General features: G+C 35.8%; 19 protein-coding genes. 15 read left to right on the top strand and 4 right to left on the bottom strand.

The window, feature by feature from the left end:
• The first annotated feature begins 3 nt into the window (after positions 1 to 3).
• Complete coding sequence (locus R2S08_RS28340; protein ID WP_316838269.1) at positions 4 to 705, top strand: DUF3823 domain-containing protein; 702 nt, start codon at positions 4 to 6, stop codon at positions 703 to 705.
• A gap of 64 nt (positions 706 to 769) precedes the next feature.
• Here the strand turns inward: R2S08_RS28340 and R2S08_RS28335 are convergent, their stop codons facing one another.
• From R2S08_RS28335 to R2S08_RS28320, 4 genes are all read right to left on the bottom strand, one after another.
• Positions 770 to 1,492 carry a LytR/AlgR family response regulator transcription factor gene (locus R2S08_RS28335; protein WP_316838268.1) on the bottom strand — a complete coding sequence of 241 codons (723 nt, stop codon included), beginning with the start codon at positions 1,490 to 1,492 and terminating at the stop codon, positions 770 to 772.
• A complete protein-coding gene (locus R2S08_RS28330; protein WP_316838267.1) occupies positions 1,489 to 2,535 on the bottom strand; it encodes a sensor histidine kinase in 1,047 nt (348 codons plus the stop codon). The genes R2S08_RS28335 and R2S08_RS28330 overlap by 4 nt, the downstream gene beginning before the upstream one ends.
• The gene (locus R2S08_RS28325) at positions 2,535 to 3,941 is read right to left on the bottom strand and encodes an alpha/beta hydrolase family protein (RefSeq protein ID WP_316838266.1); all 1,407 of its coding nucleotides are present in this window, start codon (positions 3,939 to 3,941) and stop codon (positions 2,535 to 2,537) included. Before R2S08_RS28325 ends, R2S08_RS28330 begins: the two co-directional genes overlap by 1 nt.
• Positions 3,942 to 4,058: 117 nt before the next feature.
• The gene (locus R2S08_RS28320; protein ID WP_316838265.1) at positions 4,059 to 4,724 is read right to left on the bottom strand and encodes a tyrosine-protein phosphatase; all 666 of its coding nucleotides are present in this window, start codon (positions 4,722 to 4,724) and stop codon (positions 4,059 to 4,061) included.
• Between the two features lie 338 nt (positions 4,725 to 5,062).
• On the opposite strand from R2S08_RS28320, the gene R2S08_RS28315 reads away from it, so the two are divergent.
• From R2S08_RS28315 to R2S08_RS28250, 14 genes are read left to right on the top strand one after another with little or no spacing between them, the layout of a single operon-like run.
• Positions 5,063 to 5,842, top strand: coding sequence for a polysaccharide biosynthesis/export family protein (locus tag R2S08_RS28315; RefSeq protein WP_316838264.1), 780 nt, complete (start codon positions 5,063 to 5,065; stop codon positions 5,840 to 5,842).
• 22 nt (positions 5,843 to 5,864) lie between these two features.
• The gene (locus tag R2S08_RS28310; RefSeq protein ID WP_316838263.1) at positions 5,865 to 8,249 is read left to right on the top strand and encodes a polysaccharide biosynthesis tyrosine autokinase; all 2,385 of its coding nucleotides are present in this window, start codon (positions 5,865 to 5,867) and stop codon (positions 8,247 to 8,249) included.
• Positions 8,250 to 8,264: 15 nt separating this feature from the next.
• A complete protein-coding gene (locus R2S08_RS28305) occupies positions 8,265 to 9,554 on the top strand; it encodes a nucleotide sugar dehydrogenase (protein ID WP_410479544.1) in 1,290 nt (429 codons plus the stop codon).
• Complete coding sequence (locus tag R2S08_RS28300) at positions 9,551 to 9,958, top strand: FdtA/QdtA family cupin domain-containing protein (RefSeq protein ID WP_316838261.1); 408 nt, start codon at positions 9,551 to 9,553, stop codon at positions 9,956 to 9,958. The genes R2S08_RS28305 and R2S08_RS28300 overlap by 4 nt, the downstream gene beginning before the upstream one ends.
• Entirely contained in the window at positions 9,951 to 10,364 is a 414-nt protein-coding gene (locus R2S08_RS28295) for an FdtA/QdtA family cupin domain-containing protein (protein ID WP_316838260.1), read from the top strand. The genes R2S08_RS28300 and R2S08_RS28295 overlap by 8 nt, the downstream gene beginning before the upstream one ends.
• Positions 10,361 to 11,428, top strand: coding sequence for a hypothetical protein (locus R2S08_RS28290; RefSeq protein WP_316838259.1), 1,068 nt, complete (start codon positions 10,361 to 10,363; stop codon positions 11,426 to 11,428). Before R2S08_RS28295 ends, R2S08_RS28290 begins: the two co-directional genes overlap by 4 nt.
• On the top strand, positions 11,428 to 12,318 hold the full coding sequence (locus R2S08_RS28285) for an NAD-dependent epimerase/dehydratase family protein (RefSeq protein WP_316838258.1): 891 nt from the start codon (positions 11,428 to 11,430) through the stop codon (positions 12,316 to 12,318). The genes R2S08_RS28290 and R2S08_RS28285 overlap by 1 nt, the downstream gene beginning before the upstream one ends.
• Complete coding sequence (locus R2S08_RS28280) at positions 12,315 to 12,932, top strand: HAD family hydrolase (protein ID WP_316838257.1); 618 nt, start codon at positions 12,315 to 12,317, stop codon at positions 12,930 to 12,932. The genes R2S08_RS28285 and R2S08_RS28280 overlap by 4 nt, the downstream gene beginning before the upstream one ends.
• 9 nt (positions 12,933 to 12,941) lie before the next feature.
• Complete coding sequence (locus R2S08_RS28275) at positions 12,942 to 13,556, top strand: acyltransferase (RefSeq protein ID WP_316838256.1); 615 nt, start codon at positions 12,942 to 12,944, stop codon at positions 13,554 to 13,556.
• A 28-nt stretch (positions 13,557 to 13,584) separates the two neighbouring features.
• On the top strand, positions 13,585 to 14,682 hold the full coding sequence (locus R2S08_RS28270; RefSeq protein WP_316838255.1) for a DegT/DnrJ/EryC1/StrS family aminotransferase: 1,098 nt from the start codon (positions 13,585 to 13,587) through the stop codon (positions 14,680 to 14,682).
• Positions 14,683 to 14,707: 25 nt separating this feature from the next.
• Complete coding sequence (locus tag R2S08_RS28265) at positions 14,708 to 15,277, top strand: acyltransferase (protein WP_316838254.1); 570 nt, start codon at positions 14,708 to 14,710, stop codon at positions 15,275 to 15,277.
• A 10-nt stretch (positions 15,278 to 15,287) separates the two neighbouring features.
• The gene (locus R2S08_RS28260) at positions 15,288 to 16,577 is read left to right on the top strand and encodes an O-antigen translocase (protein WP_316838253.1); all 1,290 of its coding nucleotides are present in this window, start codon (positions 15,288 to 15,290) and stop codon (positions 16,575 to 16,577) included.
• Complete coding sequence (locus tag R2S08_RS28255) at positions 16,567 to 17,778, top strand: hypothetical protein (RefSeq protein WP_316838252.1); 1,212 nt, start codon at positions 16,567 to 16,569, stop codon at positions 17,776 to 17,778. The genes R2S08_RS28260 and R2S08_RS28255 overlap by 11 nt, the downstream gene beginning before the upstream one ends.
• Positions 17,772 to 19,061: an O-antigen ligase family protein gene (locus tag R2S08_RS28250; RefSeq protein WP_316838251.1), complete on the top strand. Its 1,290-nt coding sequence runs from the start codon at positions 17,772 to 17,774 to the stop codon at positions 19,059 to 19,061. The genes R2S08_RS28255 and R2S08_RS28250 overlap by 7 nt, the downstream gene beginning before the upstream one ends.
• Positions 19,062 to 19,079 lie beyond the last annotated feature (18 nt).

Genomic DNA, 19,079 nt, shown 5'->3' with positions numbered 1-19,079 from the left:
GATATGAAACCTAGATTTTATTTTTTAACTGCTGCGTTGCTGGTGCTCTTTTTGGGTTCTTGCAAGAAAGATAATTATGATGCGCCGGCTACAGATTTTAACGGCAGGATTGTTTATAAAGGGGAAGCGATTAATGTGCAGTACGGGAATGTTTATTTTGAATTGTGGCAGCCGGGTTTTGGAAAGAGCGGTGCTATTAATGTGAATATTGACCAGGAAGGGCATTATTCTGCGAAATTGTTTGATGGGAATTATAAGCTGGTGTTTTCTGCGAACCAGGGACCGTTTTTATGGCCAAAGAATGGGCAGGGTGCACAGGATACGGTGGCGGTGATTATGAGTGGGAGCAAGACGATGGATATAGAGGTGATGCCTTATTATATGGTGCGGAATAGTGTTTTTACGGCGGCTTCTGGTAAGGTGAATGCGAGTTGTAAGCTGGAAAAGATCATTACGGATGTTAATGCGAAGGATATTGAAAGGGCGGTGTTGTATATTAATAAGACGCAGTTTGTTGATGGGAGTAACAATTTAGCCAACCAGGAATTGACGGGTGCTGCGCTTGCGGATTTGAATAATTTGAGTTTTTCGGTTGCTGTTCCGACGATTGTTCCGACGCAGAATTATGTTTTTGCACGGATTGGGGTAAAGATCAGCGGGGTGGAGGATATGATTTTTTCTCCGCTGCAGAAGGTGCAGTTTTAATTGGGGATTTCGTTTAGATTGAGTGGTTTTTTGGCCGCCCTGGTGTTGGACCGGGGCGGTTTTTTTATAAGGTGAACAGTTCTTTAATGCGGTTGGCTTGTCTTCGCGATACATCTACAATTTCGCCGGTGCTTAGCGTAAGTTTCAGTTTGCCTCCGAACCATTCATTGACATTACTGATAAACCTGGTGTTGACAATTTGCTGCCTGTTTATACGGATATATTGCTGCTGGTCTAATACCAGGTCAATTTGCTGAAGGGATTTTAAAATCAATGGGCTATTGTTTTCAAAATGAATTTGCGTGTAATTGCCTTTGGATTCAAAAAGGCGGATTTCTTCGAGGGTTACAAACCAGCATTTAGCCCCATCTTTGACAAAGATGCGGTCTGCTGAGGTCATTTTCTCTTTTTTTGAGCCTGGGTTCGGCTGTTGTTTTAATTGTTCTTTTGCTTTGGAAATGGCCCTTTGCAATTGTTCTGGCACTACGGGCTTGAGCAGATAGTCGATGGTATTGTATTCAAATGCTTGCAGGGCATATTGATCAAATGCTGTTGTGAAAATAACCAGTGGGACTTTATCGAGTTCCCGCAATATATCGAAGCCGTTTCTGCCTGGCAAATGTATATCCAGGAACAGGAGATCGGGTTCTTCAGCTGAGATAACGGATAAAGCCTGTTCTGCCGAATCTGCTTCTGCCACGACTTCAATTTCGGGATGGGCTTTCAGCAGCTCTTTTAATTCTTTACGGGCTAAACGGGAGTCTTCAACAATAACGGCAGTGATCATAAGTGTTTCTCTAAACTAATGGTTACGGTTACAAAATTAGCTTCTTCCTCCATGTGTAAGGAGGCCTTATTTCCATAAAGTAGTTTTAGGCGTTCTTTAATGTTGTTCAGGCCAATCCCCAGGCTTTCTTCCAGGGGGCTGCCTTGCTGTATTTTTCCTGTGTTTTTGACCGATAAAAGGAGTTTGGTTCCAGACCTTTTAAGTGTGATCCAGATGCTGCCGCCTGTGCTGCTTAGACCAATACCATGTTTAACGGCATTTTCTACCAGTAGCTGCAGCACCATTGGGGGGATCAGTTCTTTGAGCAGTTCAGTGTCTGCATCAATGAAATACTGTAGTTTTTCTTCATATTGGATTTTCAGTAGTTCCAGGTATTGCGTTAGAATTTTGAGTTCTTCGGCTGCGCTGGCTTCTTTTTCTTCTGAGTGTTGCAGGGCATAACGGAACAGTTCTGAAAATTTGGTGAGCATGTCTCTCGCCTGTACCGGGTTTTCGAGGATCAATGCGCGGATATTATTCAGTGCATTGAACATGAAATGGGGGTTGATCTGTGCTTTGAGTGCGCCCAATTGCGATTTTTGTACTTCGGCTTCCAGTTTCCATCTTTCTACCTCTGCAAGGTGGTTCTCGCTGATCAACCGGTAGCTGAGGTAAGCCAGGTTCCAGATCAGGATTAAAGCGAAAAGCGGAATAATATTGTAAATAGGGGGGAATAATGGGAATGAATATTTTTTATAAAAGGGAACACAAAACAGGCAAATGAGTAACAGCCAGCCAATGGCTTGCAGCAGAGAGGAGCCGAGTAGAAATAATATAAATTTTCCCCCTCTTATCCTCAATTTTTGATGATATCTCTTCAGATAATAACGATAGGCTGTGGTGATGAGTAAGCCACCGGCAGTCATATTTACAAAATTGAGGTATAAGATAACATCCTGTATTTTTGGAATACGTTTCTGAAACAGATAGTTGATCAGGCCGATTATAAACCAGGTACTGATTTGAACCGTCCAGAACCAATTCTTTTTCTTTGTTTCTGTCATTATAGCGTATTGATCCAGGTGGATACTTTTTGTAGAACTGCTGGGTTAATGGTTTCTTCTATTTGGCTGTATTCAGAAATAGCGCCTGTACTTGCTTTTTGAAGGAGATGGTTTAGTCCTTGCATAGGAAGGGTTTCAACACGGGTATTTCCTGCTTTTTGCAAACTGGATTTTATTCCGGCGAGATTGGATGTGCATTCTACCTGGCTATCTAGTGTTCCATTGAGCGCTAATACCGGACATTTAACTTTGCTGAGGTACTCTGCCGGGTTAAAGGTTATGAAGTACCTGAACCAGGGACTTTTATAGGCATCGGTTGTTTGTTTAATGATCTTGTCTATCTCGGTTTTGTTTGTTGCTTCCTTTGTAGAGGTCAGTTCCTGGCGCAGAATGGAGTCGATATTGGAGATGGATTTTTCCAGGGGAAGGTTTTTACTTTGTTGCATGCCCATAAATACCTTTAGATTGGTTGCTTCTGCCCGCTGAATAGTTTCTGAAGGTGCCCCACCTAATTTCATCTGATCGGCAAGTTGCTGGGTGTAGAGTTGAGGAATGTTAATTCCCGGGCCTGCCAGAAGTATGATAAATTTAACCGATTTATTGCGGCTGGCCACCATTGGGGCGATCATACCGCCTTCGCTGTGCCCTACCAAACCAATTGATAGCTTTTTAAGGTCCGGCCTGGATTGGATGTAGGTTACTGCAGCTTCTGCGTCATCTGCGAAGTCAGCGGTTGTTCCGGTTTTAAAATCACCGGTTGATTTGCCTACACCGCGATCGTCGTAACGAAGTACTGCAATGCCATTTCTGCACAGATGGTCACTCAGTACCAGGAATGGCCGGTGATTAAATTGATTAATCTCTTCGTTGCGGTTCTGTGGGCCCGAACCTGTAATCAGGACAACGATTTTTGATGCTTTACCGTTGGCTGGCATGGTTAAGGTTCCGGCAAGTGTATGGCCTCCTTTAGGGTTGGTGAAGGTCACTTCTTCTTGTTTGTAGGGGAAATCTTTTGGGTCTTGTGGTCTTGGCCCTGTTTTGAAGCTCAGCTTTTCTTCTGTTGTGCTTAGATTTAAAGGAAGGCTTTTACCTCCTTGTTGGAAGGTGCCGGTTATTTTGTTGCTGTCAGGCAGAAAGACTCCGGTGTAGGTCAAGCCCATGTTCGGGGCTTCTATCGTTAAGGTCTTGTCACTGAAGGTGGTTTTTGCTGTTGGAATGCCTATGGCTTTTTGTAATGGGCTATCCATAGTGGTGCTGTAGTCATTACCTTTTTTGACAATGTGAAATATCAGGTTAAGGTTGGTGCCTGAGATATGAAGTGTGCCGTACCAGGTGCCGGTAATGTCTTGTGCATAGAGACTGGTACTTAGAAACAGAACGGTGAGTAGCGTATAGATTTTTCTCATAATTTTTAGCGTTGTTGCCCAAAGGTGGTAAAAATTGAGCTGTCTCTTGCGGAAATTATGACGAATGGATTTATAAGAGGATAAATGGTAGTTGTGGCCTTATTTGTTGTTTTCCATTTATAGTAGTTGGTCGTTTTTTAATAATCCGCTGTCTATTAGTTTTGCGAAATGTCTCGTTCCTGGGACTTTTTTCAGGGAGTCCAGGTGTCTGAGGTGATGGATGTCTGTTCCGATGAAATCGATATAGTCTTTGTCGATGAGTTTTTGCGCGATGACATTGATCCTTTCGCCATAGTGTGGGGTTAAGGACATGGCGTTTACTTGGAATTCAACGCCCATTTCTTTCAGGCGTTTATAGTAATCAAATTGTTTGTGGAAGAAAAGGTAACGTTCCGGGTGGGCAAGGATTACTTGATAGCCTTTAATGCCCAGGTCGAAAACTTGTTCTTCAAGATCATGCGGGCGTGAGATTTGACTGAATTCTATGAGCAGGCGGTTGCCTGGCATCGGCATTACTGTTCCTGCTTCTACCTGGTTTAGGAATTGTTCGTCCAGATAGTATTCAGAAGAGAGGTTGAGTTTCATGCCTTCAGGTAATTTGCCTTCTAGTAATGCATGGCCTGCCTGTAAAGTGTCCTTTGTATTGGGATGGATATCCTGTAAGGTATGGGGGGTGGTGATGAGATGGCTGAAGCCTAATTCTTTTAGACCGGTGATGAGTTGTATACTATCTTGTACGTCTTTTGCTCCATCGTCTACACCAGGAACCAGGTGAGAGTGCATGTCAATTCCGATGGCGGAAAAGTCTGAATGGGCAGGTTTACGTTTGAAAAATAGCATTGTATTCTGTTTTTTATTATTTAATTAATCTAAAGGCAAGGTAGTTAATATTTTCAAAACCCGGAAAGGTTTTACTTTAAGTGTAGGTAGGTGTTGTTTTTGTGTTAGTTATTTGAGGATTTTGACATTTTTTGAGTGTTAAAGAGTCCCAAATAAATATATGGTACGCAAATTGGCATTGTAATTGTTTAGAGGGATAGCGTAACAAAAATGTAGTAAAATTGTTTCCACTGATTTAATATTATCTTTGGGGGATTTTAACTAAAATGTGCTTAGAGCCTATGAAACAGATATTATACTTGTCTATTGTTGTTGTCCTATTTTTTAGCTCCTGCGGGGTTAAATATAAATCTGTGCCCTATTTTCAGGATTTACAGGATAGTGGACTGGTTGCTGAAAGAATTGACAATTATAATCCCTTAAAGATTCAGAAAGAGGATATATTAGCAATTACCGTTACAAGTTTAAATAACGAAGCTTCAGCGATTTTTAATATGGGAAATACCTCATCTACTAATCCAGCTATTAATAATAGTACTGTGTCTAGTACTGCTGCTAATGGTTTTTTGGTAGATGAGAAAGGGGATATTCAATTGCCTTTGGTCGGTTCAATTAAAGTGTCTGGCTTAACGACAACGCAAGCGCGGGAGTTAGTTCAATCTAAATTGCTTACATATTTAAAGGAGCCTGTTGTTAGTCTGAGACTTATTAATTTTAAAGTTTCCGTTTTAGGAGATGTTGCTCATCCAGGTGTATATCCAATTCAAACAGAGAGAGTTTCTCTACCTGAAGCTTTGAGCCTTTCTGGGGATTTGAATATAACTGCTATGCGTAAGAATGTATTGTTAGTAAGAGAGAATGAAGGGAAAAGACAATTTATAAGGTTAGACTTGAGTAGTAAGGATATATTCAAATCTCCATATTATTATTTGCAAAATAATGATGTGTTGTACATTCAACCTGGAAATGCAAAATATGCCAGTGTAGATTCATCATATCGAAATGTTAGTCTGATTATTTCTGCACTTTCAGTACTTGCGATTATCATAACACGTCTATAGTTTACTTGCATTAAATATTAACATGAATACAGAAATACATTCTGATAATTACGACAAAGACTCTTCAGAAGATCAAAATATAAATATAGGGGAAGTGATAAATAGGTATATTTATTACTGGCCAGTTTCAGTACTTAGCTTAATTATAGCATTATCTGTAGCTTTTTTTTATTTGCGTTATACAAAACCAATATATCAAGTTAACTCTACCCTGTTAATTAAGGATGAGAAGAAAGGGGTGCAAACTGACGATGTGTTAAGTCAACTTGATCTTTTTGGTGGACCAAAAAAAGTAGTTGATAATGAAATCGAAATTCTTCAATCTAAAACTCTAATGCGACAAGTTGTTAGTCGTTTACATTTGGATGTTAGATACGAAGCCGAAGGAAGAGTGATTAACACGGATATATATGAGAAAAGTCCCATTGATATTACTACGTTTGGAATTAATCCGAATTTTTTTGGAAAAAAATTCTTATTTCATTTCATTAACAATCGCAATTATATTCTTGAAGAATATGCTACAGGAAAGAAGGTTTCAGGAGTATTTGGCGATATGGAACGAAACGTCTTTGGCGTTTATAAAATTAGTAAGATTGAGAATTATTCACCAAAATATAGTGGTTTAAATATTGTTTTTAACGATCCGGTTCAAGTAGCCGATAATTTGTTATCTACGTTATCTGTGAGTGTTACTACTAAGCAATCAACAGTATTGGATTTAAGTTTCCAAACCACTATTCCTCAAAGAGGTAAAGATATTTTAAATACCCTAATCCAGGTTTACATTCAAGCCTCCTTAGCAGATAAAAATAGGACCACAGAAAGTACTAAGGATTTTATTGATCAAAGACTTAAATTAATAACTGGTGAACTCAATGATGTAGAGAAGAGCGTTGAAGGATTTAAAAGTAGTCAGGGACTTACAGATATAAGTAGTGAAGGAGAATTGTATTTAAGTAGTGTTAAAGAGAATGATGCTAAGCTAAATGAAGTCAATATTAAGTTGAATGTAATCAAGGATATGGAACGTCGACTTTCAGGGTCTGTGAATGATAAATTACCTATGACGATCGGATTAGATGACCCTGTTTTGCAAGACCAAATCCAAGAATTAACTAAACTTCAATTGGAAAGGGAAAGGTTATTGGCTACTACCCAGGCCAGTAATCCAGTTTTGGATCCAATTACAAAGCAGATTGAGTCAACCAGGAGTGGTATCCGTTCGGTTATTAAGAATATTGAGGCTAGTTTAGTAAGTACTCAAAAATCTTTACTGTCTAATAGTTCAAAATATGAGGGTTCTATTAAAAGGATACCTGGACAAGAAAGACAATTTATAAGTATCAAAAGACAACAAACGATAAAAGAAAATCTGTACCTGTATTTGCTACAGAAAAAGGAAGAGGCTGCATTATCTTATGCTTCTGCCGTTGCTGATAGTAGAATTGTAGATGCAGCTTTTTCTTCCGCATCCCCTATCAAACCTAAAAAACAATTAACATATAGTATTGCCCTATTGCTAGGTCTTCTTTTTCCTATCATCTATCTCTATATTAAAGATTTATTGAATAACAAAATACTTAAATCTGGGGATATTGAGAAATTAACTAAGGCTCCAGTATTGGGTGAGATTGTTTATTCTGATGATAATGAACAAATCGTTGTTCAGGCCAATAGTAGAAGAGCTATCGCTGAACAGTTTAGAACAATTCGTACGAATTTGCAATATATCCATGGTAGAAAGGAAGGAACAAGAGTTACACTTTTAACCTCTAGTATGTCTGGTGAGGGAAAGAGTTTTGTTGCCTCGAATATTGCTGCTGCTTTAGCTATTAGCGGACGTAAGACGGTTTTGTTAGAGTTGGATTTACGAAAGCCAAAGGTTAGTAAATATTTGAATTTATCAAACAAAATGGGCTTGAGTAATTATTTGATTGGTAAAGCAACATTAAATGATATTCTTCAGCCTTCAAATGTGAATCCTAACTTATATATAATCGGTTCTGGACCGATTCCGCCAAACCCATCCGAATTATTGATAGATAGTGAAATTGAGATCCTAATCGAAAACCTGAAATCCAGGTTTGATGAGATTATTATCGACACACCTCCAATTGGCTTAGTTACGGATGCTCAAATTTTAGCTAGGCTGGCTGATGCAACGATTTATTTAGTAAGACATGGTGTAACATTTAAACAGCAAATAGTAAAATTAAATGAGTTATATCTTGACCATAAATTCCCTAAACTGAATATTATTCTCAATGGAATCCAGATGGGTGGAGGCTATGGCTATGGCTATGGTTATGGCTATGGCTATGGCTACGGCTACTACTCTGATGATCTTAAGAGTCGTAAAACAGGTTTCAAAGATTTTTTTAAAGAAATATTTAAACGATTTTAATAAATAATTATGCATTTGAGTATTAAAGATTCAAAAATTGCTGTTATAGGACTTGGATATGTAGGTCTTCCCCTGGCAATTGAATTTGGGAAAAAATTCGATGTTTTAGGATTTGATATTAATTCAGATCGGGTTCTTGAACTTGAAAAAGGTGAGGATAGAACGAGAGAGGCCGATATTGATGATTTAAATAAAGTGATTTCGAATCGTTTGCAAGGAAAGACTGGTTTACGATTTTCTTCAAAAATTGAAAATTTGAAGGAGAATAATGTATTTATTGTCACTGTTCCAACACCAATAAATCAATTTAAATCTCCAGATTTAAGCCCATTGTTAAAAGCGTCTGAAATGCTTGGTAAAGCGTTGAAAAAAGGGGACACAGTTATTTATGAATCGACTGTGTATCCTGGATGTACAGAAGAAGATTGCGTCCCTGTTCTTGAGAAATTCTCAGGATTAAAGTTTAATGAAGATTTCTATTGTGGCTATTCTCCAGAACGAATTAATCCCGGAGATAAGGTCAACACTCTAACTAAGATTAAGAAGGTTACGTCCGGTTCTACACCTGAGGTTGCCGAATTTGTGGATCAATTGTATAAGAGCATTATCGTAGCAGGGACACATAAAGCACCTAGTTTAAAAGTAGCGGAAGCATCAAAGGCTATTGAAAATGCGCAGAGGGACGTAAACATTTCTTTTGTAAATGAACTTGCATTAATTTTTGATCGGATAGGAATTGATACTACAGACGTGTTGGAAGCCGCAGGAACAAAATGGAATTTTCTTAAATATAGCCCGGGATTGGTTGGTGGACATTGTATTGGTGTAGATCCATATTATCTAGCCCATAAAGCAGAATCTTTGGGTTACCATCCTCAGGTAATTTTGTCTGGTCGAAGGGTAAATGACAATATGGGGATGTTTGTAGCAAATAAAGTTGTTAAATTGATGATCCAAAATGGCCATACAATCAAAGGAGCAAAAGCATTAATCCTTGGCTTGACCTTTAAAGAAAACTGCCCAGATATTCGAAATACAAAAGTTGTTGATATTTATAATGAACTTGTACAATTTGGGATTATGGTTGATGTTTATGATCCATGGGCAGATAGAGAGGAAGTTCTTCATGAATACGGAATTAATTTACTTGATAAATTAAATCTCAGCAAATATAAAGCAGTCATTGTAGCGGTAGCACATAATGAATTTTTGTCATTGGATTTTTCTCAATTAAAGGAGAATAAAATAGTTGTTTTTGATACTAAAAGTTGTATAGACAGAAGTTTAACTAATTCGAGATTATGATAGGCCCAAAAATTATTGATTTACCAAAAATATTAGATGAGAGAGGCAATTTGTCTTTTTTACAACATTCAAATCAGATTCCTTTTGAAGTAGAGCGATGCTTCTGGCTTTATGATGTTCCTGGGGGAGAAATTAGGGGCGGACATGCATATAAGAAACAAGAGGAAATTATAATAGCTCTAAGCGGAAGTTTCGATATTGTTATTACAAATTTGGATGGAACGACAGTTAAATATTCTCTCAACAGAAGTTATTATGGTTTATATCTACCTGCACTAACCTGGAGACATATGGAGAATTTCTCAACAAATTCATTGAGCTTACATATAACCAATAGAGCATACGAAGCATCAGATTATATAAGGGATTTTAGTGATTTTAAGAAAGGAGAAAACAATGCCTAATACATCTGTTTTTGATTGTTCTATGATTTATCTTCCACAAATAGGAGATAGAAACGGCCATATTACTCCAGTTACAAATGATCTGGAAATTCCATTTTCAGTTAAAAGAGTTTTTTATTTATATGATGTACCCGGCGGTGAATCACGGGGTGCACACGCACATAAAGAATGTCATCAATTCTTGATCGCTGCAAGTGGAGGTTTTGAAGTACTATTGGATGACGGTACTGCCAAGCGTTTGGTACAGTTAAATAGACCTAATATTGGATTGCACATTCCTCCTGGAATTTGGGCTTCTGAGATTAATTTTTCATCTGGATCTATTTGTCTTGTGTTTGCTTCGCATAATTATAATGAAGGAGATTATTTAAGAAATTACGAAGAATATTTAGAATACGTAAAATGAAGAAAATTTTAATAGCTGGTGCTGGTGGAGCTCCCTCAGAGGGTGTAATTAATTCACTTTTAAGAAGTGATAAGAAGGAAACTGTTTTAGGTATGGGAAGTGAACCGACTGACCTAGTTCTATCCAATGCCCATGAAAAATTCTATGTGCCGTATGCTGATACAGTTGAGTATAAGGCTTCTTTGCTTAATATTCTTAATCAGGAGAAACCAGATTTAGTTCACTTTCAGAATGATTTAGAAATATTTCATGCGTCCCTTTTTAGAGATGAAATTAAAGCAACGGGGGCAAAAATATTTATGCCCGATCATGATGTTATTGACACTTGCGTTCATAAATATAAGACATATTTGAAATGTAGAGAGGCAGGTATAAAGGTTCCAACAAATATCATAATTAATAATGAAGATGATTTAAAAAATGCCTTTGAATCTTTGGGTGATGAGTCTGGAAAAATCTGGTTACGCGCATCCTCAATTGGTGGTGGGGGGAAGGGGGCATTACCTACTAGTGATTTTACTTTTGCAAAGGGTTGGATAGAACGATATAATGGATGGGGTGATTTTGTTGCTGCTGAGATGTTAACGGCTAACACGGTAACATGGCTATCTATCTGGCACGAAGGAGAATTAGTCGTTGCTCAAACGAGAATTAGAAAAGGCTGGACGCATGGTAATCGCTCTGTTTCTGGCGTTACGGGAGTTACTAAGGTTGGACAAACTTTTTCTAATGCAGAAGTTGATAGAATTTCTATTGAGACTATAAAAGCCGTGGATAAGAAGCCACATGGTATATTTGGTGTTGATATGACCTATGATAAAAATGGCATACCAAATCCTACTGAAATCAATATTTCCAGATTTTTTACAACAGTTCTATTCTTTACCGAGGCTGGATTAAATATGCCGGAAATATTTAAAAATATTGCATTATATAATGAATTTCCTGTTCTTGAAAAAAGGATTAATCCTTTGGAAGATGGTCTTTTATGGTTGAGGGGAATGGATACTCATCCGAGGTTAATGCGCCATATCGATATTGAAAGAGAAATAAAGAATTTGTAATGATTTTAATAACGGGCGCTTCTGGTTTTATTGGTAAACATCTACTCTCTTCACTGATAGAGTTTTATGGATCAGCTAATATTGTTGCTCTTACTTCTGAGCCAATTGTTGAATGTCGCTTTTTATTACACCATAATTACACATTTACTAAAGATTATTTTGTAACATCTGGATTTAGCTCAATTAGAACCATTATTCATGCTGGAGCATTTACACCAAAGAATGGAATTCAAGCTAATGACAGCCAAAATTGCAATAGTAATATAATTAATACCATTACCTTGCTTAATGCTGATCTCCCCTCGCTTGAAAGAGTTATATATCTGAGTACATTGGATGTTTATGGAGAAACTGGTATTATTTCTGAAGACTCGTTGATTAAACCAATTTCTCTTTATGGTGATTCAAAACTATATTGTGAGAGAATGTTAACTGCCTGGGCCACGGAGCAGAATAAAATATGCCAATTATTGAGAGTAGGACATGTGTATGGGCCTGGTGAGGAGGCATACCAAAAGATAATTCCAGTTACTATTCAAAAGATACTAAATAAAGAGGTCTTGGAGATATGGGGTAGTGGAGATGATATTAGATCGTTTATTAATGTAAAAGATATAGTAAAGGCTATTTTTCAAGCAATGATATTGGAACGGAGTATTGGACCAGTAAATTTAGTTAGCAGCCATCAAATTACCATTAAAAGTTTGGTTTCGAAATTAATTGATATTAGTCTGCAGCCCTCGACAATTAAGTTTATTCCCTCCGATAAAGAGAGACGTGATTTAGTTTTTGATAATACAAAAATGAGGAAATTTTTGTTGACTGAAGAAGTTTCGTTGTATGAGGGGTTGCTCGAAGAGTTTCATTATATGAAATATAAAAGTAAATGAATATATTTTTTGATTTAGATGGTACGCTGCTGGATTCTAAGCCTCGTTTGTATCAATTGTTTCAACACTTGGTTTCTGAATCCGAGCTGTCTTTTGATGAGTATTGGGACTTGAAAAAAAATAAAATTGGGCATAAGGAGATTCTAAGGACAAAATTTTTGTACTCTGATAAAGATGTTTTTTCGTTTGAAAAAGCCTGGATGGAGAAGATAGAAAAGCTAGAATGGCTTGCTTTAGATCATCCCTTTGAAGGAATAACGGACTATCTGACTGAATTGGGAAAGCACCATAGTTTATACCTTGTCACAGCCAGACAATTTGAACAAATTGCAATTGAACAGATTACAACATTTGGATGGAATAAAATATTTAAGATGATATTGGTAACAGGACAAAAGAAAGAGAAATATGAATTAATAAATACTTCGGTATTTGTTTCAAAAGAGGATTGGTTCATAGGAGATACAGGGAAAGATATACAGACTGGAAAAAGGCTAGGAATTAATACGGCAGCGGTTCTTACGGGATTCTTAAGCAAAGAAAAGTTAGAAGAATATGCTCCCGATATTATTGCTGGTGGTGTTCCTGAGCTAGGACATTTTGTTAACACATAATTTTCAATTATGACTGAGGTTTTGAAAAATCAAAGAAAAGTAACATTCATTCAAAAGCTAAAGACGTGGATACTTAAAAATAAATACGGTGATCAATTGAGGACTAATGGAGCAATCCGGATTTTGGGCGATTTACCTGTTTTTAAGTTACCTGGAACCTCAAGTATCACTCTGGGTGAAAAAGTGGTTCTTAATTCTGATGCCGATAATTCTAATACGGCCTTAACTTTCAGATGTACATTGGCCTGCGGATTAAATGGAGTAATTGAAATAGGTGATAATACGATGATGAACGGTGTTTCTGTTACGGCGTATCAGAGGGTAAAAGTTGGTAAGAACTGTCAGATTGCTTCTTGTACATTTATTTCAGACACTGACTTTCATCCCGTTAATCCGGTGATTCGAGAACGAGAGGCCTTAGGTTATAAAATTGATCATACTGAGGTTAATAAAAAGGAAGTGATAATTGGTGATAATGTATGGATTGGATGGGGTTGTATAATTTTAAAAGGAGTTACAATAGGAGAGAATAGTATTATTGCTGCTGGTTCTGTTGTCCTTAGGGATATTCCATCAAATGTAGTCGCCGGTGGTAATCCGGCTATAGTAAAAAAGCATCTTTAATGTTATAATTTATTAAATTTTTGAAATCATGATAAAGTTTTTGGATCTGCTTGGGATTAATCAACAGCATAAAGAAGAATTGAAAGAAGCATTTGAGCGTGTTTTAGACTCCGGATGGTACATTATGGGGAAAGAACTGAAACAATTTGAGGCCAATTTCGCCAAATATTGTAATGTGAAACATGCCATTGGTGTTGCTAACGGTCTGGATGCTCTTATTTTGATTATTCGTGCATATAAAGAGATGGGAATTTTTAGAGATGGTGATGAAGTATTGGTACCATCGAATACCTATATAGCTAGTATTTTAGCTATTTCAGCTAACAACCTTGTTCCTGTTTTGGTGGAACCAAACATAGAAACTTATAATATAGATCCTTCATTAATAGAATCAAAAATATCGGATAAAACAAAAGCTATATTGCCGGTTCACCTATATGGGCAACTTTGTGATATGGAGTCGATATCGATTATTGCTAATAAATATGGATTGAAAGTAATTGAAGATTGTGCCCAGGCGCACGGAGCTAAGAGATGGGATAAGCAAGCTGGTAGTTTTGGAGATGCTGCTGGATTTAGTTTTTATCCAGGTAAGAATCTTGGGGCTTTAGGTGATGCCGGAATGATTACAACTAATGACGATGAGCTTGCCGCGACACTCAGAGCTTTATTAAATTACGGGTCACATATTAAATACGAGAATAAGTATAAAGGTATCAATAGCCGTTTGGATGAATTACAAGCAGCTTTGTTGGATGTTAAATTAAAGAACCTGAATGCTGAAACGGCTGCTAGAAGAATTGTGGCTAACAGATATCTCTCAGAGGTGGTCAATCCAAAAATCGTACTTCCTAATGTAATAGATCAAAATGCACATGTATGGCATTTATTTGTAGTTAGGACAAATGATCGGGAACATTTGCAAAAATATTTAGCAGATAACAAAATACAAACTGTAATTCATTATCCAATACCTCCTCATAAACAAGAGGCATATAAGGAGTTGAAGCATTTAAGTTTACCCATCTCTGAAAAAATTCATGGTGAAGTATTGAGCTTACCAATTAGCCCGGTAATGTCCAAGGAAGAGGTGTCCACAGTGGTTAGAGTTCTGAATGACTATTAGAAAAGGTGTGAGAAAACTACGGATAATGTTTGTTCAATTCTTTGTAATTCCTGTCTATAAGCGAATTAGAATTTTGAAATATTATTTTTTATCTACCTGTGAGAATGTGATTGGAAATCCAAAATTAAATCAACCTCTTTTAACGCGAGGACAAGGAACTATTGAATTCAAGGATAATGTTTTAATAGGATTGCCAAGTTCAGCTTATTTTTTTACTACATACGCATATTTAGATGCCAGAAAGACTACCTCGAGAATTGAAATTGGGAAAAATGTTTGGATCAATAATAATATTTGTTTAGTTAGTGAAGGAGAAGGGATAGTTATTGAGGAAGGAACATTAATCGGAGCAAATTTCTCTGCATTTGATAGTGATTTTCATCAATTGGATCCCGATAAGAGAATAGGGGGAATACCAAGGACTGCTGCTGTTAATATAGGTAAAAATGTTTTTATCGGTTCTAACGTTACTATTTTAAAGGGGGTTTCAATAGGCGATAACACTGTAATTGCCAATGGTTCTGTTGTTACCAAATCGTTGCCAGAAAATGTAATTGCAGGAGGAAATCCATGTAAAATAATTAGACCGCTTTAAAATGTATATTTTGACGAAATTAAAAAAACTTCTTAAATCTGATCTTGTTAAGGTATCATCTCTAAGCTCAATTTCGACTCTAGTGAAGGTTCTGACTGGATTTGTAAGTGTAAAAGTCGTTGCTGTTTTAATTGGGCCTGGTGGAGTTGCATTGCTTAGCCAACTAAATAACTTCTCCTCAATTTTTATGTCTGTTTCCAATGGAGGAATTAATAATGGTGTAACAAAGTACGTTGCTGAATACTCAGGATCGAAGGCTAAAGTAGCTATGTTCCTACGAACATCATTTCTTATTACTACTTCTCTTTCTATAGTGTGCGGTTTGATACTAATACTTGGATCTTATTATTTTTCAGGGTTGATTCTAAGGGATGTAAAATATACATCGATTCTTATTGTTTTCGGATTTACATTGATAATGTACTCTTTAAATAGCTTATTAATTGCGATAATAAATGGGTTTAAAGAGTTTAAGAGGTACGTTAAGGTGAATGTTATTGATAGCATTATTGGGCTCATATTCACGATTATCCTATCTAGATATTTTGGTATTTATGGTGCTCTACTAGCCGCTGTAACTTATCAGTCAATTATATTTTTTAGTACTTTAATTATTGTAAGAAAATGTGTTTGGTTTAAATGGAGTAATTTCAAGGGTGCTTTTAGTAAAGCCGCGGCCCTCAAATTATCACATTACTCTTTAATGACTTTAGTAAGTGCAGCAACCGTTCCTGTGAGCCAGTTGATCATTAGAAGTTATATGGTAAGGCATACATCACTTAATGATGCGGGTATATGGTCTGGTATGACGAGTATCTCGTCAGCATATCTAATGATAGTAACAACATCACTTAGTGTTTATTATTTGCCACGATTGGCAGAGATAAAGAATGATTTTGAACTCAGAAAGGAAATTCTAAATACATATAAAATTATTGTGCCTATTATTATTCTTTGTTCACTCAGTATTTTTTTGTTACGAGGAATTATTATCCAGGTGATTTTTGATAAAAAATTCTATGGAATGAAAGATCTATTCGCCTTCCAGTTAACAGGTGATTTTTTTAAAATGTGCACTTGGATTTTAGCATATCAATTTATCGCCAAGGCAATGACAAAGCTTTATATTATAGTTGAGATTGGATTTAGCATACTATTTGTTGGATTTTCTTGTTTTCTTATTAATCATTATGGAAATGTCGGAGTTACAATGGCATATGCAATGAACTATTTAATATGTTTTATTGTAATGTTGATAGTTTTTCGGAAGCTACTTTTTAAGAGAGAATATGAGAGATAGTATCACTTTTTTTTATCCAAGTAAAGCAGTCGGGGGGGCCCAATATTTAATTGTTAGATTGGCAATTGAGATTGCAAGTAAAATTAGAAAGAAAATCTATATTATTGATTTTAACGATGGTTTTATTTGGAATAAAGTAAGAAACTATGATAATATAGCTTTAATATCTTATAAAGAAGAGGAAATAGTAGAATTACCAACTCATACAACTTTGTTAATTTTTCCCGGTCATTTTAGTAAAATAGGAAGAGAAATTTCAAATCAGAATGATGCTAACATAATTGTATGGTTTATACAGCCTTATCTTTTAATAAACCTTCCTAAATTTAAAAATTTAGTTAGGTTTTTTATGAGAAATAGAATAAAAAAAATTGGAAAATTGTTGAATGGATTGTCAGCTAATAGTAGCTTGCTTTTTATGGATGAAGAGAATTTTACGGTTAACAAAGAGTATTTTAATTTGGGAATTTATCCGGAGTATTTACCTATACCAACGGATAAAAAAACAGTTACTTATAACAAAAGTAAAAAGAGGGGATTCAACATTGCTTGGTTGGGACGGGTTACGTCTGAGAAGATTGAGAGTATAAAGTATGTGTTAAATGATATTATCCGTTTTAATGAGAGAAACGAATCTTCGAAAATTAGGTTTCATATAATTGGTGACGGAGATCTTATCGATATATTAAGTGAAATCTCAATGAAAAATCCAAATACAGAAGTTCTATTTAAAGGGATTCTGATTGGAGAGAAATTGATTGACTATATGTTTCGCGAAATAGATTGTATGTTCGCAATGGGTACCTCAGCATTAGATGCCGCATCCTATAAAATTCCTACTATCCTTTTGGATTATACTAGTAAGAAAAATATCTTAATGAATAATAATTATAGATATAAATGGATTTTTGACACTAAAGGCTTTATGCTTGGTATAGATTTGGCCTTCAATACTTCAACAAATGAGCTAAATTTAATGGATATTGTTACACATGTAAGTAGAGATTCCATTAATCAAATTGGAGAAAAATGTTTTTTATATGTTGATGAATATCATAGTGTGGAAAATATTGGAATAAAACTCAATGAATATGCTGATAAGTCAACATTCCTAGTTCGGAACGCTACGAAATTTAATATTAGGCATACATTTTTAATAGATTCTGTTCTCAGATTAAAAAAAGTATTTTCCAGATGGTAAGTAATATAATCACAAATTCTCGACCAAAAGAAACGGACAATTGGAAAGGTAATTTAACATTGTGGCTATTTCTTTTTTTATCTTTTGGCTATCCAATTCAGGCGTCGATTCCTATTTTTCTTCATATACCTTCAACTCCTATAAATGCCACATTTAGAGGATTGTATCTGTTTATATCAATATTTTTAATTGTAAACAGTTTTAAAAGAAGTAATAAGCTCCCAAAAGGGATAAAGGCCTTGATTTTTTTCTGGATATTGTATGGCATTAGACTTATTTATGATGTTAGTTTTAGAGGGATCAAACTTGGTGATAAGGATGCATTATATATTTATTCCTTTGCATTTGGAAGTTGCTTTTTCCCTATGTTAGCTGTAATCCTTAATGCAAAATATATCAATCTGAATTCTATATATAAGAAATTGTATAGTATAATGGCCTTAAGTAATCTTCTATTGCTGATCCTGATTGTTTATCAGAATGGAAGTTTGTCTCTTAATTTATTTACTTCTAGAATTAGTATAACTGGCGGAGATAATGAAAGTGTTATTAATACAATTATTATAGGACTCTATGGTGATCTTTTATTTGTGCTATCAGTTTACTCATTGTTGTTTTTAAGATTTAAGAACTCATTGATAAAATTATTAGTTATTTTTTTTGGATTAACTGGGTTATTAAATTTAATTGCGGCGGCATCAAGAGGTCCTTTGGTCGTAATGGTTCTTATTGTCATTTATATGGTATATTTTAAGTATAAAATTGTGTCTAGAAGAGCCGATTTTCTGGCTAAAACAATAATGATATCTATTATAACCATTTTCTTTGTTCTCATTACAGGATTTCTGGATAATTTAACAGAAAGATTTACGATATTTTCTAGATTTGAGCAATTTGGTCAGGATTTGAAGAGCGGCGAAAAGGAAGCTAGAAGTTATGAGTATTCTAGTGCTTGGGACCAATTTTGCGATAGTCCTATCTTTGGGGATCGATTTACTACAAGATTGGATTCTACTTACCCACACAATATATATTTGGAAGTCTTGATGTCATTAGGTATAGTTGGAATGGCTCTGTTACTATTTCTTCATTGGGAGGTGTTTAGAAGGATAAAATATATCTTTAAAAAGAAGGATTATATATTTTTTCTTCTCTTGATAATTTTATTAATTATTTTTTTATCATCGATGACCTCTGGTGGAATTGGCTTTAATCCTGGCTTATGGCTTATTTTTGCACTTTTTCTTTCAGTTAAATATAAGAATGTTAAATATGGACATTAAATCTGGTAAGAATTTTGC

Origin of the sequence: Pedobacter nutrimenti (assembly GCF_032678445.1) — a bacterium.
Taxonomy (GTDB): Bacteria; Bacteroidota; Bacteroidia; order Sphingobacteriales; family Sphingobacteriaceae; genus Pedobacter; species Pedobacter nutrimenti_A.
Note: the sequence above shows the minus strand (reverse complement) of the source record. Positions and strands in the feature narration are given on the sequence as shown.